We start from the raw sequence: 23,863 nt of genomic DNA on the forward strand, positions 1-23,863 counted from the left end.
TTTTTTCGTCTGTGGGAGCAGTCTTAGAGGTGATACACATCAATCACTTGATTGATGTAATCATTTTTGAGAACCACGTATTTGTTCAAGATTTTGAACTGCTCGCTTGAGCAATCAATCACATAACGTGACATACCGAAGTAGCTGTAATTGGTTTTATAACGGAAACTCAAAGTATTCCAGTTAAAACGCACAGTTACTTGATCACCGTTTTGCTCAACAATTTCAATATTGCAAATGTTGTGACTGGTACGGGTATCCGGCATGGTTGCAGAAGAACGTTCAGTCTTGATACGGAACACGCGGTCTTCTAAACCTTGACGGTCAGGGTAATAAATCAAAGAGATTTCAGACTGAGGATCTGTAGTCAGTTTGTCATCATCATCCCAAGATGGCATCCAGAATTCTGCTGATGGGGCATAGCACTGTAACCAGTCATCCCATTGTTCATCATCCAGAAAACGAGCTTCTTTGTAGAGGAATTGAGCAATTTTTTCTAAAGTAATCGCGCTCATGCGTTTTCTCCTTCAGTTGCAGCAAGTTCTTTTTCAGAAGTAATCGCGTCTTTCATCAGATGTAACCAGTGTTCATGCTGAGCAAGATACAAACCTTCGTCTTCAGTTTTAATTCCTGAAAGTTTTGGTTTCAAACCAATTTCATTGGCTGCATCATCTGGACCTTGAATCCAGTGTTTTGCACCACGGCTCATATCATTCCATTCAAGCGCAATACCGGCATAACCAGCTTGACATGCACGGAATTCTTCCAAGTCATCTGGAGTTGCCATACCTGAAGCATTAAAGAAGTCTTCATACTGACGAATACGGCGTGAACGCGCTTCCTTGTCTTCACCCACAGGGGCGATACAGTAAATGGTCACTTCAGTTTTGCTTGGAGATAACGGGCGAAGTACACGAATTTGTGAACCGAACTGATCCATGAAATAGACGTTTGGATAAATACACAGGTTACGAGAACGCTCGATCATCCATTTCGCCATTGCAGCACCGAATTTCTCGGTATATTCCTCTGCTTTAGCGAAGTTTGGACGGTCTTCAGGGTTCGCCCATTGGGTCCAAAGTAACATGTGACCATTGTCGAAACCGTAAGAACCACCGCCTTGTTTACCCCAAGAACCCGCACTCATGGCACGAATGTTATCACCAGCTTCTTTTTCTTTACGTTGCTGAGTCGTTGCAGCATAGTTCCAGTGTACTGCAGACACATGGTAACCATCGGCACCATTTTCAGCAGTTAACTTCCAGTTACCTTCATAAGTGTAGGTAGAAGCACCACGTAAAACTTCAAGACCTTGATCAGACTGACCTACAATCATGTCCATGATTTTAGTCGCTTCGCCAAGGTATTCTTCTAGCGATGGAACATCTGGGTTTAAGCTGCCAAACAAGAAACCTTTATAGCTTTCAAAACGGGCAACTTTTTTCAAGTCATGAGAACCATCTTTGTTAAAGCAGTCTGAATAGCCTGCATCAGAAGGATCTTTAACTTTTAACAATTTACCCGAGTTGTTAAATGTCCAACCGTGGAATGGGCAGGTATAGGTCGCTTTATTGCCTTTCTTGTTGCGACACAATTGTGCGCCACGGTGTGAACAGGCATTAATCATGGCATTCAATTCACCTGCACGGTTACGTGCAATGATGATTGGTTGACGGCCAATATAAGTGGTATAGAAATCGTTATTATTCGGAATTTGGCTTTCATGTGCCAGGTAAACCCAATTGCCTTCAAAGATATATTTCATCTCTAAATCGAATAAGGCTTGATCTGTGAATACTGAACGATGAAGTTTGAATTCACCTGTTTCATAGTTTTCAACAAGTAATTCATCAATGCGATCGAGATGGCTGGTGTTAATTACAGGAATACGTGGCATGTCCGTTCTCCGACTTTCCAAATTTGGGTAAGTCCCCGAAATGTCATGAAATTGACATCTCGGTTCCTTATCATGAGCTTATTAAGCGCTTGCGCGGCGACGTTCAACTTCAGTAGAAGGTGCACCTTCTTTATCGTGTTGAAGAACGACGTTGAATTGAATGTGTTTGAAAGGACCTTTCAAGCCACGACGCGCGATTTCAGCTTCATCAGTAACATCAACAGCTTCTGCAACCAAACCTTCACGTGTACCGAATGCGAAGTCATCCCAAAGGTATTTGTCGCCTTCGATGTTGAACTGGGTCGTTAATTTACGGAAGCCCGGTGCAGAGATGAAATAGTGCACGTGAGCAGGGCGTTGACCATGACGAGAGATCTGGTTTAATACGCCTTGAAGTGGACCTTCAGGGTTTAAGCCATAACCTACAGGCATAGTAGTAAGCGCAGTGTATTGACCTTTTTCGTCTGTCAAGATTGAGCGACGTAGGTTAAAGTGGCTTTGTGACTTATCAAAGAATGAATAGTTGCCGTGGCTGTTTGCATGCCATACTTCAACTTTAGCACCCGGAATAATGTTGCCATCAGTATCCGTTACTGTACCGTCGATGATAAGCGTCGGGATTTTGCCTTCTTCAGAACCATCGTCCATACGTGCAAAACCAGTTGATTCAGGTGCACCTGCAACATAAAGTGGACCTTCGATCGTACGTGGCGTACCACCAGTTAAACCTGCTTTTACATCTGCTTCATCAGCACGTAAGTCAAGGAAATGTTCAAGACCTACTGCAGAACCCATCAATGCAAACTCATCTGCTTTTGCAATGTCGATAATAGTTTCAATACCTTTCCAAACTTCTGATTGGCTTAAATCTAAGTCTTCAATCGCTTGGAATAAATCTGTAACTAAACGTACCAGTACTTGTTGTACGCGTGCATTTACTGGACCTTCAGAAGTGTCCACGTTACAAGCTTTAACTACATTTTCAATCGTTTGACGATCCATTTTGTTACTCCTTGGAAGTATGGTTTTGGGTGGCTAGTTTCTCAGTGTTTGTTTTGAGATCACTGGCTGCCACAATCCTTGTTTAATTACCCTTTGAATGCTGCTTTTGCGCAGATGGAGAAGAAGTTCGCCATCTTGCATGTTTAAAACTTAGCGGTCGTCTTCATGAATAGAAGAAGGATGGCGGTTTAATGGCATCACTTCAATATTCATATACGGATATAGAGGAAGACCTTGTAAAATATTGTGTAGTTCTTCGTTGCTCTCGACATCAAAGATACTGATGTTTGAGTACTGACCCGTAATGCGCCAGATATGACGCCATTTACCTTGACGCTGTAAATCATGTGAATAAGCTTTTTCAACCGCTTTAATCTGGTTGGCTTGTTCAGTTGGCATATCTAGCGGAATATTTACATCCATGCGTACTTGGAAAAGCATGTCTAACTCCTTCAATTACTGACGACGTAAGTTGTCAATTTTGTCTAAATCCAGTTCGATACCTAAACCTGGTACAGTTGGTAAAACCAACTCATAGTTTTGATATTGAAGCGGTGTTTTTAAAATTTCTTCAGTCAATAGCAGTGGGCCAAATAACTCTGTGCCATAGGCCAAGCTTTCGAAAGTTGAGAATACATGCGCTGAAGCAATCGTACCGACTGGTCCTTCAAGCATGGTGCCACCGTACAGATCAATGCCTGCAAGTTTGGCAATTTTCCCAACTTCACAACCTTCAATCAGACCACCTGACTGGGCAATTTTTACTGCAAATACTGATGCACCGTTGTTACGGGCAATCTGATAAGCACTCTGCGGACCGTATAATGATTCATCCGCCATAATGGCAATATCAAAGCGACGGGTTAAACGCTGCATTGCATCCAGATTTTCAATTGCACATGGTTGTTCAATCAGGTCGACACCGCCATCTTGCAATAACTGAATACCTTTAACCGCTTCAAGTTCTGACCAGGCACGATTGACATCGACACGAATCGAGATGTCTGAACCCAAAGCTTTCTTGATTGCTAAAACATGGGCAACATCGTCTTCTACAGGACGTGAACCGATTTTGAGTTTGAATACGTTATGACGTTTCAGCTCAATCATTTTTTTCGCTTCAGCAATGTCTTTCTCAGTATCACCTGAAGCAAGTACCCAAAGTACTGGCACGCTATCACGCAGACGGCCACCGAGGATTTCGCTTAACGGTAAACCTAAGCGTTGTGCCTGAATATCCAGTAGTGCAGTTTGAATGGCACATTTAGCAAAACGGTTACCGTTGATATTGCGTTTAAGGGTTTTAATCGTTTGAGCGACATTCAGACCTGAAAGTGATTTCAGTAACGGTGCAAAATATGTTTCAATATTGGTTTTAACGCTTTCCGGACTTTCATCGCCATATCCCAATCCACCAATCGTGGTCGCTTCGCCCCAACCGATGAAACCATCTTCAGTGGTGACTTTTACCAACACTAATGTTTGGGTTTGCATGGTTGCCACAGCCATCTTGTGCGGACGGATGGTTGGAATTTCAACAAGCAACGTTTCTATGGATTTGTACATCTTTAAGCTTCCCAATCTTGCTTTGTCTATCTCATGTGGTATACCTTAAAAGAATAAACATTTGCTGTCTAAGATTAAATTTGCATTTTATTATGCTTTAAAGGTATGGTTGATTATGGAACTAAGACATTTACGATACTTTGTTGCTGTGGTGGAAGAACAAAGTTTCACCAAAGCGGCTGAAAAACTGTTTATTGCTCAGCCTCCTTTAAGCCGTCAGATACAAAACCTTGAAGCTGAGCTGGGTATACAGCTTTTTGAGCGTGGAAGTCGACCATTACTAACCACTGAAGCGGGGCAGTTCTTCTATCAACATGCTGTTAAACTTTTGTCTAATGCCGAAGAAATCAAGGCTATGACCCAGCGTGTGGGAATGGTCGAAAAAACTGTAACTTTGGGTTTTGTCGGTTCTCTACTTTATGGTTTATTACCGAAAATAGTGTATTTATTTCGTCAGCAACAACCCCATTTAAAAATTGAACTGATTGAAATGAGCACCAAAGATCAAATTCAGGCGCTCAAGGAAGGGCGGATTGATGTAGGCTTTGGTCGACTACGAATTTCGGATCCTGCAGTTAGACGAATCCTTTTACGCGAAGAGCCTTTAATGGTCGCGGTGCATGCCAGTCATCCACTTGCCTCGCAAAAGAAAGGCGTCTTTCTGACCGATATTGTGGATGAGAACCTGTTCTTATACCCAAGTCACCCCAAACCTAACTTTTCTACGCAAGTCCGATCGCTTTTTTCGGAATACAGTCTCGATCCAAAAAGTTTAAAAGAGGTACGTGAAATTCAGCTGGCTTTGGGACTGGTTGCAGCAGGTGAAGGGATTTGCGTTGTTCCTGAAAGCGCTAGAACCATTCAGTTATCGCATTTGCATTATATTCCTTTACTCGATGATGCTGCTGTGAGTCCTATTTTTCTGGCGATACGCAGCATGGATGAAAGTGAAGATATCCGCTCATTATTTGATTGTATTTATCAGGTTTATGACCTTGAAGCGATTGTTTATGATCGTGCCGTGATTTAACAGACCAAGGTCTCATCTCGCTACAGTTTTTAGCCTTAATTTTTAGCCTTGTCATCTGCAAATCAGACCGTGATTTTTGAAATATGCCTACCGATCAAGTTGTCTATATTTGATCAGTAGGCATATTTTTTTCAGAAAAATAAAGCTCAATAGAGAAAATAAAATCTCACAACCGGCAGAATCCAGTTTTTAGATATCTATAAAGTATTGTTTTCGTTTTTAATCCCACTCGTCTAACTTTTAAGGTATGAATATATATGTAATCGGTTTTGGACAAAAAAAACGCTTTGCTGCATTGTTGCCACAAATCTAAAGATTCATATGCAGGAGCGCAAAGTGAATACCAATAAACTGAACATAAATACTTTAGTGGATGAAGCCAAATTTACCCCTTTTCATTGGGGAGTCCTGATTTGGTGTTTAATGATTATTATTTTCGACGGTTATGATTTAGTCATTTACGGCGTCGTATTACCAATTTTAATGCAGGAGTGGGCACTCAGTTCAGTACAAGCTGGATTACTGGCCAGTACTGCTTTGTTCGGCATGATGTTTGGTGCCATGAGTTTTGGCACACTCTCAGACAAACTGGGTCGCAAAAAAACCATCATGATCTGTATTGCCATTTTTAGCGGTTTTACTTTCATGGGCGCATTTGCAACCACACCGACTGAATTTGGAATTTTAAGATTCTTGGCAGGACTGGGTATTGGCGGAGTCATGCCAAACGTGGTTGCGCTGATGACAGAATATGCACCTAAACGTATTCGCAGCACCTTGGTTGCCATTATGTTTAGTGGTTATGCCATTGGTGGTATGGCTTCAGCACTCTTGGGTGCGTGGCTAGTTGCGGATCATGGCTGGAAAATCATGTTCTATATCGCCAGTATTCCTTTATTTACCTTGCCTTTAATTTGGAAATTTCTCCCAGAATCCCTAATGTTTTTGACCAAAAAGGGTGAAACAGAAAAGACGCGTGTAATTGTGAAAAAAATTGCACCTGAACAAGAGATTGGTCCACAAACGACTTTTGTTCTGAATGAACCGACTGTGGGTGATGATGCTCCATTACGCGCGTTATTTCAGCAAGGCCGTATGTTCAGTACCTTAATGTTTTGGGCAGCCTTCTTTATGTGTCTACTTATGGTTTATGCATTAGGTAGCTGGTTACCAAAACTGATGATTCAGGCTGGTTATTCATTGGGTGCAAGTTTAATGTTCCTGTTTGCCCTGAATATTGGCGGCATGATCGGTGCAATTGGTGGCGGAGTACTTGCAGATAAATTCCATTTAAAACCGGTACTGAGCATTATGTTTACTGTGGGTGCGATTGCTTTAATCTTGCTTGGTTTTAACAGCCCACAAGCGGTGCTATATGTTCTGATTGCCATTGCTGGCGCAGCAACCATCGGCTCACAAATTCTGCTTTATACCTTTGTTGCACAATTTTACCCAACTGCAGTTCGCTCAACAGGTATGGGCTGGGCATCAGGAATTGGACGAATTGGTGCCATTGTTGGACCTGTCTTAACTGGCACCTTGCTCACTTTTGAATTACCTCATCAAATAAATTTTTTGGCCATCGCTATTCCTGGAATTATTGCTGCCGTGGCCATTTATCTGGTTAATTTAAAAGCGTCTGTCGATGGTCAATCCCTTACAGCGCATGAGGTTGAACCTAAACCAATTACGCGAAAAGTAACCCAATAATTTCTTATCATTTTCAATAAAGACCATAGTCTAAGTGAAATAGATTGCCATCGCAGTAGTGAAAATCTATTGCTAATATTTGATCGAACAATAACAAGTGAGTTTAGGATGAACACCACGCAACCGACAATGAAACGTACGCTCATGATGAGCATGATTGCCCTAAGTCTAGGTGGAGTCAGCGTAGCGGCCCAAGCCCAAACCCAACAGCAAAAAGAAATTGAACAGCTCAGACAGGAAGTTCAAGCTTTACGTAACCTTGTTGAACAGCAAAAAGTACAGACAGTACAGACTGCAACTGCTATTGCAGCAGTTCAACGCCCAGCGCCTGTGGCTACAGCAACCCCTGTACTGAAAACTGCCAAAGGTGCAGAGTTTAATCTGTATGGTAATGTCCGTGCAGATGCATCCTATCAGGCTGAAGGTGGTGGTGTGGATATGCCATATAACCAGATCAATAGCGTGCCACTGGAAGGTACTGCTGGGAATAGTGATCGTTTCAGATCGACTTTATCTGCAACGCGTTTAGGTCTGGATTTTAAAACTCAGGCTGCTGAGCAAGAGGTGAAGGGTAAAATTGAAGTTGACTTCCTGGGTGGAGCCAACCTTGATAATTTGCGTATCCGTCACGCCTATGTGAATTATGGTAACTGGCTGATGGGGCAAACCTGGTCAAACTTTGCAGTACCGGATTATATGCCTGAAACCATTGATGCCTTGGCTTTCGTTGGTGGTGCTGTGAAACGGACACCACAAGTGCGTTATACCAGCAAATTTAGTCCACAAACCAATTTGGTATTAGCGGCTGAAGATCCGAAAGATAAGTTAAGCACACAGCGTTTTCCTGCATTAACGGCACGATTAAACCATCAGTTTGCTGATAATTTCAACATCAGTGCACGTGCCATGGGTCATGAAAAACGTGTTAATTCTGATGAAGAAATGGCATGGGGTGTAGGCCTAGGTGCCAAGTATGATGTGGTGCCGGGAACAACCCTAAAAGCTGATTATTACCATGTCAAAGGCGACAGCAGTTTTGTTTCCTTTACCAATAGTGGTGTGGTTAAAGCCGCAAATGGTGATCTGTTACAAAGTGAGTTTGATTCGATTACTGTCGGTTTGACCCAACAGTTTAATGAAAAACTACGCGGTACTTTGGGATATGGTTATATGACTTTTGATAAAGATCAAAACTATATTGATGCACTTATCGCCTCAACACCGGCTACTGAAGCAGAATCAAATGCTACCAGAGCCAATAAAGACTTATGGCAAGCATGGGCTAATGTATTCTATAGTCCAACCAAGCCTCTAAGTTTTGGTCTGGAATATGTCTATGGTGAGCGTACAGCTTTAGAAGCAGCAACCACTGGTGGTAAAACAGGTGAAGACAATCGAATTAATATGGTAGCGATCTATAACTTTTAATTTTCTATAACTATTAATAAAAAAGCCTCTATTTTCAAATGGAGGCTTTTTTATATGAATCATTTTTAGATTTTATCTGTCTATAAACACTATTCAGTAACTTCAACCGTTAAACCATAAGTAAAGTTTTTAGTGCCCGGTTTTTGAGTGTTTGCTGTTTCAGCAGGTTTAGCTGCAGGCGCTTGTATCAGAGCACGAACCTGACGGACGTGTAACCAGCGACCATCAACCAAGGCATATTTACCACTATTACCCAGCACATCTTGATGTGCGGATACGGGTAAGTACTTTCTTTAGGTAAATCAAATTTTGCAATGTTAAAGCGTTTTAATGTGGCAGTTTAAAAGCATGGCGCAAGAAGTTGAGCAAGCCTTGTTAAGGCTTCTAGGTACTGAACAATTAGCACAACTGAAACTTGAAGGACGTTATCAGCGGGATATTTATTAAAGCGATATCGCATGAAACTCAGCATAAAAAAGGGCATAGTTACATGCCCTTAATTCTATATTTTATTGTTAAAAAGTAGCTGGAATATAGCTAAGCGTTCGACCCAGTATTCCATACCAAAAAAATTTCCCCCTTAAAACTTTAGTCAGCTTTAAGGGGAGAAGGAGAGTAGAGGCTCACATCAAGACAGCATTATTAAAGCAGTTTGACACCAGTAACTTTTTGAATCTCTTCAAAGCTGACGTCTTTCGCCAGTTCCACCAGTTTGACCCCGTCAGCGGTAATATCGAGTACACCCAAGTCGCTAATAATCCGGTGTACCACGCCTTTACCGGTCAACGGCAGGGAACATTGATCCACAATTTTTGGCGTGCCATCTTTGGCACAGTGTTCCATCAACACCACCACTTTTTGTACACCGGCAACCAGGTCCATGGCACCGCCCATGCCTTTGACTTTTTTACCCGGAATCATCCAGTTGGCCAAATCACCGGTTCGGGAAACTTCCATGGCACCTAAAATGGCAATATTGACATGACCACCGCGAATCATGGCAAAAGAGTCAGCGCTTGAGAAAAAAGCTGCGCCTTTACGGGCAGTGACCGTTTGCTTGCCGGCATTAATCAGATCGGCATCGACCGTATCATTCGTTGGAAATTCACCAATCCCGAGCAAGCCATTTTCTGACTGTAACCAGACATCCATATTTTCAGGAATATAGTTCGCCACTAATGTCGGTAAGCCAATCCCTAAATTGACATAGAACCCATCTTCCAGTTCCAAAGCGGCACGCTGTGCCATTTCATTACGAGTCCAAGCCATTTATACAGCCTCCGCTTTTAATGTCATTTGTTCGATGCGTTTTTCAGGATGGGGGTTTAAAATAATCCGGTTGATATAAATGCCGGGAAGATGAATTTCATCAGGATCCAAATCGCCAATTTCCACAATTTCTTCGACTTCAGCAATGCTGATTTTGCCAGCCATGGCACAGACCGGATTAAAGTTTTGTGCGGTTTTGCGAAAAATCAGATTCCCTGCTTTATCGGCTTTATAGGCTTTGACCAAGGCAATATCGGCAGTTAAGGAATTTTCCAGAATGTATTCTTTGCCATTAAATTCACGAACTTCTTTACCTTCGGCAATTAAAGTACCGACACCGGTTTGGGTAAAAAAGGCAGGAATACCGGCACCGCCAGCACGAAGTTTTTCAGCCAGTGTACCTTGCGGAGTCAGTTCGACTTCCAGTTCACCGTTTAAATATTGACGTTCAAATTCTTTGTTTTCACCAACATAAGATGAAATCATTTTTTTGATTTTTTTGGTTTCCAGTAAAAGACCCAAACCGAAACCATCCACGCCGGCATTGTTGGAAATACAGGTCAGTTGTTTGGCACCTGTGTCTTTGAGTGCCGCAATTAACGCTTCCGGGATACCACATAAACCGAAGCCACCGACCGCCAGGGTTTGACCATCCTGAACAATATCTTGTAATGCAGCCTGTGCATTTTCATAAACTTTATTTGGCATTTGATCCCTCTTTTTATTCCTGGTCAGTCCTTTGTATGACCAACTTTAACTTTTCATCAATGTAACAATCGTCGCTTTGTGTCAGGCACATTTTGTTTGCCAATAGGCATTGGCATAGTTCGATGGATTATTGCGGTTTAATACCTGACTGATATTGCGACTGGTCTGCATTAAGGCATCCAGGTGAATACCGGTTTCAAAACCCATCTTGGACAATAAATAGTACAAGTCTTCTGTGGCCACATTGCCCGAAGCACCTTTGGCATAGGGACAACCACCTAATCCGGCAATCGAAGAGTCAAATATCCGAATGCCTTGGTTAAGCGATTGATAGATATTGGCAATCGCCATACCGTAAGTATTATGAAAATGACCGGCTAAAACCTGGCTATCTAATTCGGCAAGGCAAACATCCCACACTTTTTTCACCCGATCTGGGGTGGCAGTACCGATGGTTTCCCCTAAGGACACTTCATAGCAGCCCATATCCAGTAAGCGTTTGCTGACTTTGGCGACTTGCTGAGGATCAATAGCGCCTTCATAAGGACAATCGACCATACAGGACACATAACCACGAACCTTGATATCATTGGCTTTGGCAGCTGCCATGATATTGGCAAACTTCTCAAAGCTTTCATCAATGGAACAGTTGATGTTTTTGCGGGTAAAACTTTCAGAAGCTGCGGTAAACACCGCAACCTCTTTACATCCCACAGCCAGTGCAGACTCAAAACCTTTCAAATTCGGTGTCAGCAAGCTGAACTGAATGTTCGGATCTTGCGGCAATTGGGCAAACAGTGCATCACTGTCTGCCATTTGCGGAACCCATTTCGCCGAAACACAGGAACCCACTTCAATTGCCTGCAAACCGGTTTTCATTAAATCCAGAATCAGGTTTTTCCGGTCATCTAGCGTCAGCGGTGTTTTTTCATTTTGCAAGCCATCGCGTGGCCCGACCTCTACAATTTTGACGAAATCAGTCATGCAACTTCCTCCACCAGTACCTGAAATTCCACAAGCTCATCACCGGCTTTGACCTGGTCACCGGCTTGGAAATAGGAAGCTGCGACAATGCCGTCATGTGGTGCACGAATTGAATATTCCATTTTCATGGCTTCAAGGGTCATCAGCACATCATCTTTTTTCACCTGATCATTCGCCGCAACCAGAACTTGAGTAATTACGCCTGGCATTGGCGCTTTTAAGTTGCCTTCAGTACTTTGCGCGTCCTCAGAACTGAATTTCTGATTCAGATAACCAAACTTGTGGCTTTGACCATTTTTAAAAATGGTGAGGCCGTGTGCATTTTGGCTAAACGCAATTTTGTCCTGTTTGCCATTGATGTTGAAATGTACTGTATTGCTATTTAACAGTTGTCCAGAAATATGGAATTTTTCACCTTGATATTCAGCCACAAAACCTTCTTTTTCAGCGTTTAAATTGACTTGAACAAGTGTTTCATCGAGCTTCAACTTAATGGCATAGCTTGGGCTGATATTGACGCGCCATAGCGTTTCACTTTGCCAAACTGGATTGCTCGCTGCTTTATTTTTGCTAAAACGCAACAATAATTCGGTCAATGCCGTCGCCACGACCAGCTCAGGTTGCAGTGATTGAATATTTTTAAACAGGAACTCATCTTCACGCTGAATCAGGTTGGTATCCAGTTTGGCATTTTTAAAAGAGTCACAGCGAATGATGCGGTCCAGAAAAGCAATATTGTTGCCCAAACCATCGACATGGAACTGTCCTAAGGCATGATGCATTTGCAATAAAGCGGCTTCACGATTTTCGCCCCAGACAATCAGTTTGGCAATCATCGGATCGTAATAGCTGCTGATTTCATCGCCTTGAACAATGCCGCTGTCGACCCGAACATGCTGATTTTGTTCAGGGTAGTGCAGATAGCTGATCTGACCAATTGCAGGAATAAAGCCTTTTTCAGGTTCTTCTGCATAGACGCGGGCTTCAATGGCATGGCCATGAATTTTTAATTGATCTTGCTGTTTCGGTAATGGCTCGCCAAAGGCAACACGCAATTGCCATTCCACCAGATCAACGCCGGTGATCATTTCAGTGACCGGATGCTCAACTTGCAGACGGGTGTTCATTTCCATGAAATAGGCGGTGCCGTCTTGCTCTACAATGAACTCGACCGTGCCAGCACCGACATAATCGACCGCACGCGCGGCATCAATGGCAGCTTGGCGCATGGCATCGAGTTTGTCTTGTGAAACCAATGGGGCAGGCGCTTCTTCAAGCACTTTTTGATGACGGCGCTGTACCGAGCAATCCCGTTCAAATAAATGCACATAGTTGCCGTGTGAGTCGCCAAATACCTGTACTTCAATATGACGCGGATTAATCACATAACGCTCAATCAGAACTTCATCATTACCGAAGCTGGATTTAGCTTCGCTTTTACAAGAAGCCAGTGAACCTAAGAAATCTTCACTGCGTTCAACCAGACGCATGCCTTTACCGCCACCGCCAGCGCTGGCTTTAATCAGCACCGGATAGCCAATCATATCGGCCTGTTGTTTTAGAAAATCAGCATCCTGATTAGTGCCATGATAACCTGGTGTCAGCGGAACACCGGCTTTTTCCATCAAGGCTTTAGAAGTCGCTTTTAAACCCATGGCCAAAATGGCTGCGACTGGTGGACCAATAAAAGTAATGTTGTTGGCTTGGCAGGCTTCGGCAAACTGGTCATTTTCAGACAAGAAACCGTAGCCTGGGTGAATGGCTTGAGCACCAGTTTTTACAGCCGCCTGAATAATGCGATCAATCTGTAAATAACTTTGTGCCGCTGGGGATTCGCCAATATAGATGGCTTCATCCGCCAGTTTGACATGTTGCGATTGTGCATCGGCATCGGAATAGACCGCTACCGTCGCGATTCCAAGTTTTTTTGCGCTACGAATCACACGGCAGGCGATTTCACCACGGTTTGCAATTAAGATTTTTTCAAACATTGTATGATCCTTGTTATTGTTGTGCTGTAGAGATAATCCAGGAAGGACTTTGCTTATCTAAAAAAGCACTCAAGCCATTTTTCGCCTCTGATCCCTGGCGTACATGAGCAATATGTTGCGCTGTTTGCAGCAGTAATTCTTCGGTTAATACCTGTTGGTCGACCAGTTGAATCAGTTGTTTCGATGCTGTCTGTGCTTCAGGTCCACCCAAGAGCAAGGCTTGAACAATTTCATCAATCTTGTCATCTAATTCATCAGAAGGAGTGACTTCATGCACTAAACCAATAGTCTTGGCTTGTTCAGCGGTAATCCGTTCAGCGGTTAAGAAATAGCGCGAAGCCTGGCGGGCACCAATGGCACGAATCACATAAGGGCTAATGGTCGAAGGTGCAAGACCTAGACGGACTTCAGAGGTAGCAAATTTGGCGTCCGTGCTGGCGATACAGATATCACAGGCTGAAGCCAGACCCATACCGCCACCAAAAGCAATACCGTGTACCCGGGCAATGGTTGGCTGTTTTAAAGTCGCCAGACTTTGTAACATTTTCGCCAGTTTCAGCGCATCAGCTTCATTTTCCACTTGCGAAGCTTGTCCCGCCTGTTTCATCCAGTTCAGGTCGGCACCGGCCGAGAAGCTTTTGCCTCGACCCGCCAAAACCACCACACGTACATCATCACGGTCATTTAAAGACTGAAAGCAGGCATGCAGTTCTTCAATCACTTGGGTATTAAAGGCATTATGGAGTTCAGCACGATTAATCCAAACCGTAGCGACCTGATTCTGTTGTTCGAGTTGTAAAAATTGATAGCTCATTATTTTTACCCCTTACATGCGGAACACGCCAAATTTGGTTGGTAAAATAGGTGCATTTAAAGCAGCTGCCAGGCTTAAGCCCAACACCTGACGCGTTTGCGCAGGATCAATCACACCGTCATCCCAAAGACGCGCTGATGCATAATAAGGATGACCTTGGCGCTCATATTGATCACGAATCGGTTGTTTAAATTGATCTTCCTGTTCGGCTGACCAGCTTTCACCTTTTTGTTCAATCTGGTCGCGTTTTAAGGTTGATAAAACACTTGAAGCCTGTTCACCGCCCATCACCGAAATACGCGAGTTTGGCCAAGTCCACAGGAAGCGCGGAGAATAGGCACGACCACACATGCCATAGTTACCGGCACCAAATGAACCACCAATCACCAAAGTCAGTTTAGGTACATTGGCATTGGCAACCGCCATCACCAGTTTGGCGCCATTTTTGGCAATGCCTTCATTTTCATATTGGCGACCAACCATAAAACCGGTAATGTTCTGAATAAAGAGCAGGGGAATATTGCGCTGGGTACACAGTTCAATGAAATGCGCACCTTTTTGTGCAGATTCTGAAAATAGAATACCGTTATTGGCAATGATGCCGACTTTCATACCAAAAAGTTCAGCGAAACCTGTGATCAATGTCGTACCAAAACGGGCTTTAAATTCATCAAAACGTGAACCATCGACAATACGGGCAATCACTTCACGCACATCAAAAGGTTTACGCGCATCACTTGGTACAATGCCGTACAGCTCATCTGCATCAAATAATGGTACTTCAATTTGATCTGCGGTTTTATTGGGTTTTTTATTTAAGTTCGCCACGATGTTGCGGGCAATCGCAATCGCATGTTCATCATTTTCAGCCAGATGATCGGCTACCCCAGAAAGACGGGTATGCACATCACCGCCACCCAAGTCCTCAGAACTGACCACTTCACCAGTCGCGGCCTTTACCAGAGGAGGACCACCCAAGAAAATGGTGCCTTGATTACGCACGATAATGGTTTCGTCCGACATAGCCGGCACATAAGCACCGCCTGCGGTACAGCTACCCATCACCACGGCAATCTGGGCAATGCCTTGGCTCGACATACGGGCCTGATTATAGAAAATACGACCGAAGTGATCACGATCCGGGAATACTTCATCCTGCATCGGTAAATAAGCACCACCTGAATCAACCAGATAAATACACGGTAAATGGTTTTGTTCAGCAATCTCTTGGGCACGTAAATGTTTCTTCACCGTGAGCGGATAGTAGGTTCCACCTTTTACCGTAGCATCATTGGCCACAATCATGCAGGTGACACCATTCACTTGACCAATTCCGGCAATCACGCCCGCAGCAGGCACATCATCGGGATAGACGTTATAAGCCGCCAATTGCCCAATTTCTAAAAAGGCAGTTCCGGCATCAATCAGATGATCAACCCGTTCACGCGGTAACAGTTTGCCGCGTGCCAAATGTTTTTCACGGGCTTTTTCACCGCCGCCTAAAGCAATTTGCTGCGCTTTTTGTTTTAAATCATCGACCAAAATCTGCATGGCAGCTTGGTTGGTTTTAAAATCTTCGCTTCGAATATTAATTTTGCTTTGTAATATATTCATTCTCGAACTTCCTTGTTATTCAGTGTGCTTATGAATCGTGATTTAAGCTGTTTCATTAAACAGTTCGCGACCAATCAGCATGCGACGGATTTCAGAAGTTCCCGCACCAATTTCATAAAGTTTGGCATCACGCCATAAACGACCCGCTGCAAATTCATTGATATAACCATTACCACCTAAAGTCTGAATGGTTTCACCTGCCATCCAGGTGGCTTTTTCAGCAGCATATAAAATCGCACTTGCTGCATCTTTACGTAAGCTACGGCTATGTTCTGCCTTGTCACATTCAGCGCCCACGGCATAAACCAGCGCTTTACATGCCAGCCAAGTCGAATACATATCGGCAATTTTGCCTTGCATCAACTGGAATTCACCCAGCGCCTGACCAAACTGTTTACGGTCATGAATATAAGGAATCACCGTGTCTAAACAGGCATCCATAATACCCAGTGGACCTGCACTTAAAACTGCACGTTCATAGTCCAAACCGCTCATTAACACCTTGGTGCCGTTACCCACGCCACCCAGCACGTTTTCTTTCGGCACTTCTACATTGTCGAAGAAAAGCGGGTAGGTGTTTGAACCACGCATGCCTAATTTATCTAAATGAGTTCCATGACTAAAACCTGGCATGCCTTTTTCAACCAGAAAAGCTGTCATGCCTTTAGAACCGGCTTGAAGATCAGTTTTAGCATACACCACCAATACGTCAGCATCACCACCATTGGTGATCCACATTTTTGAACCATTCAACAGGTAATGATCCCCTTTATCTTCAGCTTTTAACTTCATGCTAACGACATCTGAACCGGCATTTGGCTCCGACATCGCCAGAGCACCGACAAAATCACCGGAAACCAGTTTAGGCAAGTACTTTTGTTTTTGTTCTTCGCTACCATTTCGCTTAATTTGGTTTACGCATAAGTTAGAATGTGCCCCGTAGGACAAGCCAATCGATGCTGATGCGCGGGAAATTTCTTGCATGGCAATAATATGGGCCAAATAACCCAGGTTAGTACCACCGTATTCTTCACTTACAGTCAGGCCAAGCAGTCCCATATCACCAAATTTTTTCCAAAGGTGAGCAGGGAATTCATTGTCTTGGTCAACTTGCTGAGCAATCGGTGCAATCTCCTTTGCACAGAATGCTGCGATTGAATCTTGTAAGGCAACTAGCGTTTCATCCAAACCGAAATTTAAGCTTTGTAGATTCATTTCTTCATTCATCCTGATGGTTATATTTGTTGTTCCAAAAAGCATTTTTGTTGTGCTTGATTTTTACAATACAACTATTTTTCAAAAAAGTGAATATAAATTCACAAAATGATTTACAATTCATTTTATCTGGTTGAGAATACGATTATGAGTTATAAAAGATCATCATTGATGCAGGAACGAATGGAACAAAATCGTCAAACGATTTTGCAGTCTGCTCGTGAACTGATTGCTCAAGGGGGATTTAAAGATGCGCAAATTCAGGCGATTGCTGAGCGTGCTGGCGTTTCCAGTGGTCTGGTTTATCGTTATTTCGATAATAAAAGCCAAGTGTTAATTGAAGTATTGTCGGATGCCATTCAGCATGAAATTCAAATTTTGAATAACATTGCTGCAAGTGATCTGCCAGTCGCTGAAAAATTACATAAGGCCGTATCAACTTTCGTTAAACGTGCATTGAACAGTCCCCAGCTTGCGTATTCGCTGATGTTTGAACCTGTCGATCCTTCGATAGAACATGAGCGTTTTCGTAGTAAGCAACTGATTAAACAAAGCATTAATGAAATACTTGCCGAAGGTAAAATCAATGGTGAGTTTGGATTTGAGGATTTAAATACCGCAGCCCTGTGTGTGGTGGGTGCCATGACTTTTGTGGTGATTGAACCGTTAAATCCTTCCAAAAATGTGAGGTTTGATCAGGCCTATAAAGACTATTTTGTCAAACAGATTGCCGATTTTTGTGTAAGTGGAGTTTGCTTAAAAGGAGGGACATTGATCGGTTAAACACAAAAAATAAGGCTGTTTGGGAAAGTCGTCTGAGTCAAAACAATTAAAGTGAAAGAATCATAATTACAAAGAATCAAGGAGAGTGATTCAATGACACAAGTACGGTTAAGTTATGCCTATGGAACAAGCAGTCAGCCTTTACTTGGGATGACCATTGGTGAAAAGTTTGATCAGGCCTGTCAGCAATATGCTGAACAAGATGCTGTGGTCAGCGTGCATCAAAATGTACGCTTAAGCTATAAACAGCTACAGGATCAAGTCAATGCATTTGCTTGCAGCCTGCTTCAGTTAGGCTTGGAAAAGGGCGATCGAATCGCGATTTGGTCGCCTAATTGTGTGGAATGGACCATTACACAATTTGCAGCCTTTAAAGCCGGTATGATTTTAGTCAATTTGAATCCAGCGTATAAAAGCAGTGAACTTGAATATGTGCTGAATAAAGTATCCTGCAAGGCATTGGTGATTGCACCTCAATTTAAGAGCAGTAATTATCAGGACATCTTGACGAAGATTGCCCCTGAAATTACCCAATCAATAGATAAACTGCTTTCTTCCAAAAGACTTCCGCATTTAAAGCACATTATTAAAATTGACCATGAGCAGCATACCGGTATTCACCGTTTTGCTGACTTGTTGCCAGAACCGACGGCTGCACAGTTAGATCAGTTACATGCCATTGCCGCTGATTTGCAGTTTGATGAAACCATTAACATTCAATTTACTTCCGGCACCACGGGTAATCCGAAAGGAACCATGCTGACGCACAATAATATTTTGAATAATGGCTATTTTGTCGGTGAAGCGATTCATTTAACACCCCAAGACAGGGTTTGTATTTCGGTGCCTTTATTCCATTGTTTTGGTATGGTGATGGGGAACTTGGCCTGCATTACGCATGGTTCAACCATGGTGTATCCATCGGCTGTGTTTAATCCACTCGACACTTTAAAAACCATCCAGCAAGAGAAATGTACCGCAGCGTATGGTGTTCCGACCATGTTTATTGCCCTATTGGAACATGAACAGTTTGATGAATTCGATCTTTCAAGCTTACGTACCGGCATCATGGCGGGCAGCCCGTGTCCGCGTGAAATTATGCAGCGCGTGATTGAACGCATGCACATGACAGAAATCACCATCTGTTATGGTATGACTGAAACAGCGCCTGTGAGTGCGCAAAGTTCAACAGCAGATTCTGTGGAACGTCGTGTCGGTACGGTTGGCCGGGTTCATCCACACCTTGAAATCAAAATTGTCGATGAAAATGGCAAAGTTGTCCCACGTGGAAACCTCGGTGAACTCTGTGTACGCGGCTATTCAGTCATGCTCGGTTATTGGGAAGATACGGACAAGACTCAAGAAGTGATTGATGTTGCCAAGTGGATGCATACTGGTGATATTGCAGAAATGGACGAAGAAGGCTTTGTTAAAATCAAAGGCCGGATTAAGGATATGGTCATTCGTGGCGGTGAAAACCTGTTCCCGAAAGAAATTGAAGATTTTCTGTATACCCATCCAGACGTTTCTGATGTACAGGTCATTGGTTTACCGGATGCCAGATATGGTGAGGAACTCTGCGCTTGTATTATTCTGCACGAGCATCATCAGGTAAATGAAGAAGCGATTCGTAGGTATTGTGCAGAGCATATTTCTCACAATAAAGTACCGCGATATGTCCGCTTCTTTACTGAATTTCCAATGACTGCTTCAGGCAAGGCACAAAAATTCAAATTACAGGAATTGATGCGTCAGGAACTAAATTTACTGGAAGATATTGCTTAATATTGATTCAATATGGGCTAGCATCATCTGCATACCTCCCGATATTATTAAATAACGGGAGGAGCAGACATGGTAATCCTCCCATAAAAAAGCGACTTTAATCAGTCGCTTTTTTTTTGATACATCAATCAGGATTAGTTCATACGAATCCAGGTTTGGCTACGTCCTAAAACCGAAATACCAATATAGCCACGACCCGCTAAGGTTTTACCATCATTGGATAATTTGACACTAAAACTATAGGTTTTACCATTTTTAGGATCGGTAATTTTTCCGCCATCATAAACATTCTTTGCAGTCTTTTTCAGACCTGAAACAATCTGCAAACCTTCAATTGGTTTATTATGGAATTTACCTACACATTTCGTGCATTTTTTACCTTCAGTACCGTCCAGTACATCTAGAATTTTTGCAGAAAGGACACCGTTCGAGGTTTCAGAAAATTGAACAATCGATAATGGCTTTTTGGTTTCATCATCGATGGTTTTCCATTTATTGCCATGTAATGGATCAGAAGCTAAAGCAAGGCTAGACACTAGAGATAGTCCCAATACGCTTAGAGTTGTTTTTATCATCATTAGACCTCAACTGATTTGAGTAAGTTTGTTCTTTAAAATGAATAGAAGTTTTGTATTACACATGCCTAGACTTCTACTCGGAAAAGAAGAACATATATTCAATTAGAATTATTATAAAAAAAATAGTCGTTATTATGGATTTTTTATATATTTATGTTTGTAGTCTTTGCCAAAATAAAGTGAGCAGTAAATAGAGTCCTGGCATTGAATCCTATATTCGCTGTCTTATATTTAATTAAAATCTGGCTCATATCATCAAATATTTTCTTCATATTACAGTTACGATTGATCCAGTTTCTAAAAAAATCACTCATGCAAGTTGTGGTTGATTTTTATAACAGTGATTGACGTATAAACAAGAAATTAAAAACTCATTGCAAGGTGGGTTTTTTTTATAACTAAATGTGAACAATCAGCTAACAAATGCAGTGAATATTTTTAAAATTCTTCGGGTATATATTATGGAATGAATATGCTTGCTGGAGCAATGAAAAATGAAAAGTGCCGTTAATTTTCAGATGTTACAGCAGGTTTATAACTTTATGGCAGAGCAACCAAATTTCAAAACTAAGGCGGAGCTCGATCTATTATTAGAATTTTTTTCAGAAATACAGCAGGATCAAAAAACAGGAGTCAGGCTTGATTCACCTTCTAAAATTATCGGTAAATTTGGGAGTCGGCAAATAATCAATATTAATTTAGCACCTCCGATAAGGCATAAAAACGAGTTTCTGGCATGGGTATATAAACAATTACATCGCTAATGATTTGATTTATTTTAGCAATATCACCCTTAATCAGTACAAATAACAACAGGAAGCTTACTTAATAAAAGGGCTTATTGATTTTCCAAAATTGATAAAAATGCTTCAATAAAGTTAGGAAGTTTTTTTCGGTGACTTTGACCCACTTTTATTACCTCGAAGGTCAAATCTTCAAGTTTTAATTTTTCACTTTCTGTTTTTAGTTTTTGATGAGTGGATTGTAAGCCTTTCACCCAATCCTCAAGTACCTCTATAGACATATCTTTTTTAATATTTAGACTTTGAGTAGCTGTTTTAAAATGACTTATAGTTGTACTATCTTTAAAAGATACTTCTATACGATGATTTATGCTCTCAAATAGGTCATGCTTAATAATAAATTCAAATTTTCCACTTGCTGGTTTTATAGCACTTATATAAATGTTTTTAAAAGCTTGCGTATATCTTTTATTCTTTGCATCTTGGATTTCTGAAATCCATCCTTGAGATTCCAAGAATTTATCCATCTCAATAAATATTAAATTCGTGACTTTTTCTTCAATTTTATGCGCCAATTCTTTAAGTTCATGACTTTTTGCGACCAGCTTATTGTCCAATTTAGATCGATAAGATTGCTCACCATCATGTTGTATTGATTTGGCAAATATTGCTTGCAAGCGTTGTTCAGGTGTCATGGTTTCTACTCACTTTTAATTAATAAAAGCCTTATTCATTATAATGTGGCTCAGTTCATATATTTCAAGTCAGCATGAAAAAACAGGACTCAATCCTAAAAACGAGTAGAGGATGGGAGTTTTACTTCGATTTTTCGTTTCGTACAAATCATTGGATGTATATTGCAAATAGATGATTGAAAATAGCGCTACAAAATTGATTGCGCTTTATTTTTGTAGGTAAATGCTTACAAGAAAACAAGTAATTGTCACTATAATTTAGCTTAAATATATGTAATTATTCATTTAATAAATTCCATCATGTATAGATGGAAATCGCATAATAATAATTATAAACACATAACTTAACTTATAATAAGGTAAGTTATGAAGAGGAAGCAACAGATCTAAGCCTTATAGTTTTGGGAGAGACTATAAGGCTTTATTTTTTTAAATATTTTTCTTATCTACTTAAAAAATGAACTCAACCTGGATACTTTCAATTCTGCATCCTCATCGGTCAATTATTTATATTTATTCCATTTCTATGGTGTAGCACTCGTTCCATTTTAGTGCTCATAGAATAGAAAGCGCCGACCATTTAATCATTAATATTTATAATAATCATTAATTTAAGTATAGGTAGTCACAATTGGCACATTATTTGAATAACACATTCTGACTTTACAAGAAAATGCCTTAAAAAGGGTCGGAGAATAAATGATGATGCAACAAAAATTGATTTCTAAAAGTTTACTTACTGCTGCATTACTGGCAAGCATTTCACTTGCAGGATGCTCAAAATCTGCTGAAAAAAAAGAAGCAACTCAGCCTGAAGCAAAAGCAGCTGCGACAAGTGGCGATACGATCAAAGTCGGTATTTTACATTCCCTTTCAGGCACGATGGCAATTTCTGAAACATCGTTAAAAAATACCGCATTAATGGCGATCAATGAAATTAATGCAAATGGGGGGGTATTAGGTAAAAAATTGGAAGCTGTTGTGGTTGACCCGGCTTCCGATTGGCCTTTGTTTGCAGAACGTGCACGTCAGTTAATCACTCAAGATAAAGTAGCAGTGATTTTTGGTGCCTGGACTTCAGTATCGCGTAAATCAGTATTACCCGTGGTTGAAGAATTAAACGGCTTAATGTTCTATCCAGTTCAATATGAAGGACAAGAACAATCAAAAAATATTTTCTACACCGGTGCTGCACCAAATCAACAAGCAATTCCTGCTGTTGAATATCTTATGAGTGAAGAGGGTGGTAACGCTAAGCGTTTTGTATTGTTAGGTACAGACTATGTTTACCCACGAACCACTAACAAAATCTTGCGTGCATTCTTAAAATCCAAAGGTATTGCTGAAGCCGATATTATGGAAGAGTATACACCCTTCGGTCACAGCAACTATCAAACCATTGTGGGGAATGTTAAGAAATTTGCTGCAGGTAAAAAGACTGCGGTAATCTCCACAATCAATGGCGATTCAAATGTACCCTTTTACCGTGAATTGGGTAACCAAGGTATAAAAGCTTCGGATATTCCTGTTATGGCATTTTCAGTGGGTGAGGAAGAACTCCGCGGCATTGATACCAAACCACTAGTAGGACACTTGGCGGCATGGAACTATTTCATGACCGTGAAAAATCCGGTTAATACTAAATTTATTGATAAATACAAACAATTTGCAGTGGAGTACAAGCTACCGAATGCAGCGAAGGTTGTAACCAATGATCCAATGGAAGCGACCTATGTCGGTATTAACATGTGGAAGCAAGCGGTAGAAAAAGCGGGTACTACAGATGTAGATAAAGTGCGTGAAGCAATGGCAGGGCAAACTTTTGCGGCTCCATCGGGTTATACCTTGAAAATGGATGAAACCAATCACCATTTACATAAGCCGGTCATGATTGGTGAGATTCGTGGAGATGGTCAGTTTGATATCGTTTACAAAACACCGAATGCTATAAAAGCGGAGCCATGGAGCCCGTATATTCCTAAATAAGTTTTCCCTAAGCCTGTTGCATGTGCAGCAGGCTTTTTTGATTTATTTTTCCCTCATGGGATTAA

The 23,863-nt window shown here is 41.7% G+C and carries 22 protein-coding genes; 7 read left to right on the forward strand and 15 right to left on the reverse strand.

The features are described from left to right. Positions 1–23: 23 nt before the first annotated feature. The 5 genes from benB to HLH18_RS02435 all read right to left on the reverse strand — a co-directional run bounded on the left by benB (position 24) and on the right by HLH18_RS02435 (position 4,465). Positions 24–515: a benzoate 1,2-dioxygenase small subunit gene (gene benB, locus HLH18_RS02415; protein ID WP_086193257.1), complete on the reverse strand. Its 492-nt coding sequence runs from the start codon at positions 513–515 to the stop codon at positions 24–26. Next, positions 512–1,897, reverse strand: coding sequence for a benzoate 1,2-dioxygenase large subunit (gene benA, locus HLH18_RS02420; protein ID WP_171527958.1), 1,386 nt, complete (start codon positions 1,895–1,897; stop codon positions 512–514). The genes benB and benA overlap by 4 nt, the downstream gene beginning before the upstream one ends. Positions 1,898–1,978: 81 nt before the next feature. After that, on the reverse strand, positions 1,979–2,899 hold the full coding sequence (gene catA / locus HLH18_RS02425; RefSeq protein WP_131287150.1) for a catechol 1,2-dioxygenase: 921 nt from the start codon (positions 2,897–2,899) through the stop codon (positions 1,979–1,981). A 150-nt stretch (positions 2,900–3,049) separates the two neighbouring features. Then, positions 3,050–3,340, reverse strand: coding sequence for a muconolactone Delta-isomerase (gene catC, locus HLH18_RS02430; RefSeq protein ID WP_067722604.1), 291 nt, complete (start codon positions 3,338–3,340; stop codon positions 3,050–3,052). Positions 3,341–3,355: 15 nt separating this feature from the next. Continuing rightward, entirely contained in the window at positions 3,356–4,465 is a 1,110-nt protein-coding gene (locus tag HLH18_RS02435; protein ID WP_131287148.1) for a muconate/chloromuconate family cycloisomerase, read from the reverse strand. Between the two features lie 115 nt (positions 4,466–4,580). Between HLH18_RS02435 and HLH18_RS02440 the strand changes: the two genes are divergently transcribed. The 3 genes from HLH18_RS02440 to HLH18_RS02450 all read left to right on the forward strand — a co-directional run bounded on the left by HLH18_RS02440 (position 4,581) and on the right by HLH18_RS02450 (position 8,633). Beyond that, positions 4,581–5,495 carry a LysR family transcriptional regulator gene (locus HLH18_RS02440; RefSeq protein ID WP_171527959.1) on the forward strand — a complete coding sequence of 305 codons (915 nt, stop codon included), beginning with the start codon at positions 4,581–4,583 and terminating at the stop codon, positions 5,493–5,495. Between the two features lie 336 nt (positions 5,496–5,831). Then, complete coding sequence (locus HLH18_RS02445) at positions 5,832–7,205, forward strand: MFS transporter (protein ID WP_171527960.1); 1,374 nt, start codon at positions 5,832–5,834, stop codon at positions 7,203–7,205. A 108-nt stretch (positions 7,206–7,313) separates the two neighbouring features. After that, the gene (locus HLH18_RS02450) at positions 7,314–8,633 is read left to right on the forward strand and encodes a DcaP family trimeric outer membrane transporter (protein ID WP_171527961.1); all 1,320 of its coding nucleotides are present in this window, start codon (positions 7,314–7,316) and stop codon (positions 8,631–8,633) included. An 89-nt stretch (positions 8,634–8,722) separates the two neighbouring features. On the opposite strand, the gene HLH18_RS15810 is transcribed toward HLH18_RS02450, so the two are convergent. From HLH18_RS15810 to HLH18_RS02490, 8 genes are all read right to left on the reverse strand, one after another. After that, positions 8,723–8,893 carry a hypothetical protein gene (locus HLH18_RS15810; protein ID WP_214646588.1) on the reverse strand — a complete coding sequence of 57 codons (171 nt, stop codon included), beginning with the start codon at positions 8,891–8,893 and terminating at the stop codon, positions 8,723–8,725. 382 nt (positions 8,894–9,275) lie between these two features. Then, entirely contained in the window at positions 9,276–9,902 is a 627-nt protein-coding gene (locus HLH18_RS02460; protein WP_171527962.1) for a CoA transferase subunit B, read from the reverse strand. Further along, positions 9,903–10,610: a CoA transferase subunit A gene (locus HLH18_RS02465; RefSeq protein ID WP_171545671.1), complete on the reverse strand. Its 708-nt coding sequence runs from the start codon at positions 10,608–10,610 to the stop codon at positions 9,903–9,905. It lies immediately after the preceding gene. An 81-nt stretch (positions 10,611–10,691) separates the two neighbouring features. Next, entirely contained in the window at positions 10,692–11,594 is a 903-nt protein-coding gene (locus HLH18_RS02470; RefSeq protein WP_171527964.1) for a hydroxymethylglutaryl-CoA lyase, read from the reverse strand. Next, positions 11,591–13,585 carry an acetyl/propionyl/methylcrotonyl-CoA carboxylase subunit alpha gene (locus HLH18_RS02475; protein WP_171527965.1) on the reverse strand — a complete coding sequence of 665 codons (1,995 nt, stop codon included), beginning with the start codon at positions 13,583–13,585 and terminating at the stop codon, positions 11,591–11,593. The genes HLH18_RS02470 and HLH18_RS02475 overlap by 4 nt, the downstream gene beginning before the upstream one ends. Before the next feature lie 13 nt (positions 13,586–13,598). Then, a complete protein-coding gene (locus tag HLH18_RS02480) occupies positions 13,599–14,399 on the reverse strand; it encodes an enoyl-CoA hydratase/isomerase family protein (protein ID WP_171527966.1) in 801 nt (266 codons plus the stop codon). A gap of 12 nt (positions 14,400–14,411) precedes the next feature. Further along, positions 14,412–16,013: a carboxyl transferase domain-containing protein gene (locus tag HLH18_RS02485; RefSeq protein ID WP_171527967.1), complete on the reverse strand. Its 1,602-nt coding sequence runs from the start codon at positions 16,011–16,013 to the stop codon at positions 14,412–14,414. Positions 16,014–16,055: 42 nt separating this feature from the next. Continuing rightward, positions 16,056–17,228: an isovaleryl-CoA dehydrogenase gene (locus HLH18_RS02490; RefSeq protein WP_131287128.1), complete on the reverse strand. Its 1,173-nt coding sequence runs from the start codon at positions 17,226–17,228 to the stop codon at positions 16,056–16,058. 147 nt (positions 17,229–17,375) lie between these two features. Between HLH18_RS02490 and HLH18_RS02495 the strand changes: the two genes are divergently transcribed. Beyond that, on the forward strand, positions 17,376–18,011 hold the full coding sequence (locus tag HLH18_RS02495; RefSeq protein ID WP_171527968.1) for a TetR/AcrR family transcriptional regulator: 636 nt from the start codon (positions 17,376–17,378) through the stop codon (positions 18,009–18,011). A gap of 93 nt (positions 18,012–18,104) precedes the next feature. Beyond that, positions 18,105–19,796, forward strand: coding sequence for an AMP-binding protein (locus HLH18_RS02500; RefSeq protein ID WP_171527969.1), 1,692 nt, complete (start codon positions 18,105–18,107; stop codon positions 19,794–19,796). Between the two features lie 134 nt (positions 19,797–19,930). Here HLH18_RS02500 and HLH18_RS02505 read toward each other — a convergent pair whose 3' ends face one another. Continuing rightward, a complete protein-coding gene (locus HLH18_RS02505) occupies positions 19,931–20,371 on the reverse strand; it encodes a DUF2147 domain-containing protein (RefSeq protein WP_171545672.1) in 441 nt (146 codons plus the stop codon). A gap of 497 nt (positions 20,372–20,868) precedes the next feature. On the opposite strand from HLH18_RS02505, the gene HLH18_RS02510 reads away from it, so the two are divergent. Continuing rightward, a complete protein-coding gene (locus HLH18_RS02510; protein ID WP_171527970.1) occupies positions 20,869–21,138 on the forward strand; it encodes a hypothetical protein in 270 nt (89 codons plus the stop codon). A gap of 74 nt (positions 21,139–21,212) precedes the next feature. On the opposite strand, the gene HLH18_RS02515 is transcribed toward HLH18_RS02510, so the two are convergent. After that, positions 21,213–21,812 carry a hypothetical protein gene (locus HLH18_RS02515; protein ID WP_171545673.1) on the reverse strand — a complete coding sequence of 200 codons (600 nt, stop codon included), beginning with the start codon at positions 21,810–21,812 and terminating at the stop codon, positions 21,213–21,215. Between the two features lie 705 nt (positions 21,813–22,517). Here HLH18_RS02515 and urtA point away from each other — a divergent pair. Then, positions 22,518–23,798, forward strand: coding sequence for an urea ABC transporter substrate-binding protein (urtA, locus tag HLH18_RS02520; protein WP_171529238.1), 1,281 nt, complete (start codon positions 22,518–22,520; stop codon positions 23,796–23,798). Positions 23,799–23,863: the final 65 nt, after the last annotated feature.

Origin of the sequence: Acinetobacter sp. ANC 5414 (assembly GCF_013004295.1) — a bacterium.
Classification (GTDB): domain Bacteria; phylum Pseudomonadota; class Gammaproteobacteria; order Pseudomonadales; family Moraxellaceae; genus Acinetobacter.

What these genes read in the sequence shown, in the direction of transcription:
- benB (WP_086193257.1), bottom strand. Translation starts at nt 515, where the DNA reads ATGAGCGCGATTACTTTAGAAAAAATTGCTCAATTCCTCTACAAAGAA.
- benA (WP_171527958.1), bottom strand. Translation starts at nt 1,897, where the DNA reads ATGCCACGTATTCCTGTAATTAACACCAGCCATCTCGATCGCATTGAT.
- catA (WP_131287150.1), bottom strand. Translation starts at nt 2,899, where the DNA reads ATGGATCGTCAAACGATTGAAAATGTAGTTAAAGCTTGTAACGTGGAC.
- catC (WP_067722604.1), bottom strand. Translation starts at nt 3,340, where the DNA reads ATGCTTTTCCAAGTACGCATGGATGTAAATATTCCGCTAGATATGCCA.
- HLH18_RS02435 (WP_131287148.1), bottom strand. Translation starts at nt 4,465, where the DNA reads ATGTACAAATCCATAGAAACGTTGCTTGTTGAAATTCCAACCATCCGT.
- HLH18_RS02440 (WP_171527959.1), top strand. Translation starts at nt 4,581, where the DNA reads ATGGAACTAAGACATTTACGATACTTTGTTGCTGTGGTGGAAGAACAA.
- HLH18_RS02450 (WP_171527961.1), top strand. Translation starts at nt 7,314, where the DNA reads ATGAACACCACGCAACCGACAATGAAACGTACGCTCATGATGAGCATG.
- HLH18_RS02460 (WP_171527962.1), bottom strand. Translation starts at nt 9,902, where the DNA reads ATGGCTTGGACTCGTAATGAAATGGCACAGCGTGCCGCTTTGGAACTG.
- HLH18_RS02465 (WP_171545671.1), bottom strand. Translation starts at nt 10,610, where the DNA reads ATGCCAAATAAAGTTTATGAAAATGCACAGGCTGCATTACAAGATATT.
- HLH18_RS02470 (WP_171527964.1), bottom strand. Translation starts at nt 11,594, where the DNA reads ATGACTGATTTCGTCAAAATTGTAGAGGTCGGGCCACGCGATGGCTTG.
- HLH18_RS02475 (WP_171527965.1), bottom strand. Translation starts at nt 13,585, where the DNA reads ATGTTTGAAAAAATCTTAATTGCAAACCGTGGTGAAATCGCCTGCCGT.
- HLH18_RS02480 (WP_171527966.1), bottom strand. Translation starts at nt 14,399, where the DNA reads ATGAGCTATCAATTTTTACAACTCGAACAACAGAATCAGGTCGCTACG.
- HLH18_RS02485 (WP_171527967.1), bottom strand. Translation starts at nt 16,013, where the DNA reads ATGAATATATTACAAAGCAAAATTAATATTCGAAGCGAAGATTTTAAA.
- HLH18_RS02490 (WP_131287128.1), bottom strand. Translation starts at nt 17,228, where the DNA reads ATGAATCTACAAAGCTTAAATTTCGGTTTGGATGAAACGCTAGTTGCC.
- HLH18_RS02495 (WP_171527968.1), top strand. Translation starts at nt 17,376, where the DNA reads ATGAGTTATAAAAGATCATCATTGATGCAGGAACGAATGGAACAAAAT.
- HLH18_RS02500 (WP_171527969.1), top strand. Translation starts at nt 18,105, where the DNA reads ATGACACAAGTACGGTTAAGTTATGCCTATGGAACAAGCAGTCAGCCT.
- HLH18_RS02505 (WP_171545672.1), bottom strand. Translation starts at nt 20,371, where the DNA reads ATGATAAAAACAACTCTAAGCGTATTGGGACTATCTCTAGTGTCTAGC.
- HLH18_RS02510 (WP_171527970.1), top strand. Translation starts at nt 20,869, where the DNA reads ATGAAAAGTGCCGTTAATTTTCAGATGTTACAGCAGGTTTATAACTTT.
- HLH18_RS02515 (WP_171545673.1), bottom strand. Translation starts at nt 21,812, where the DNA reads ATGACACCTGAACAACGCTTGCAAGCAATATTTGCCAAATCAATACAA.
- urtA (WP_171529238.1), top strand. Translation starts at nt 22,518, where the DNA reads ATGCAACAAAAATTGATTTCTAAAAGTTTACTTACTGCTGCATTACTG.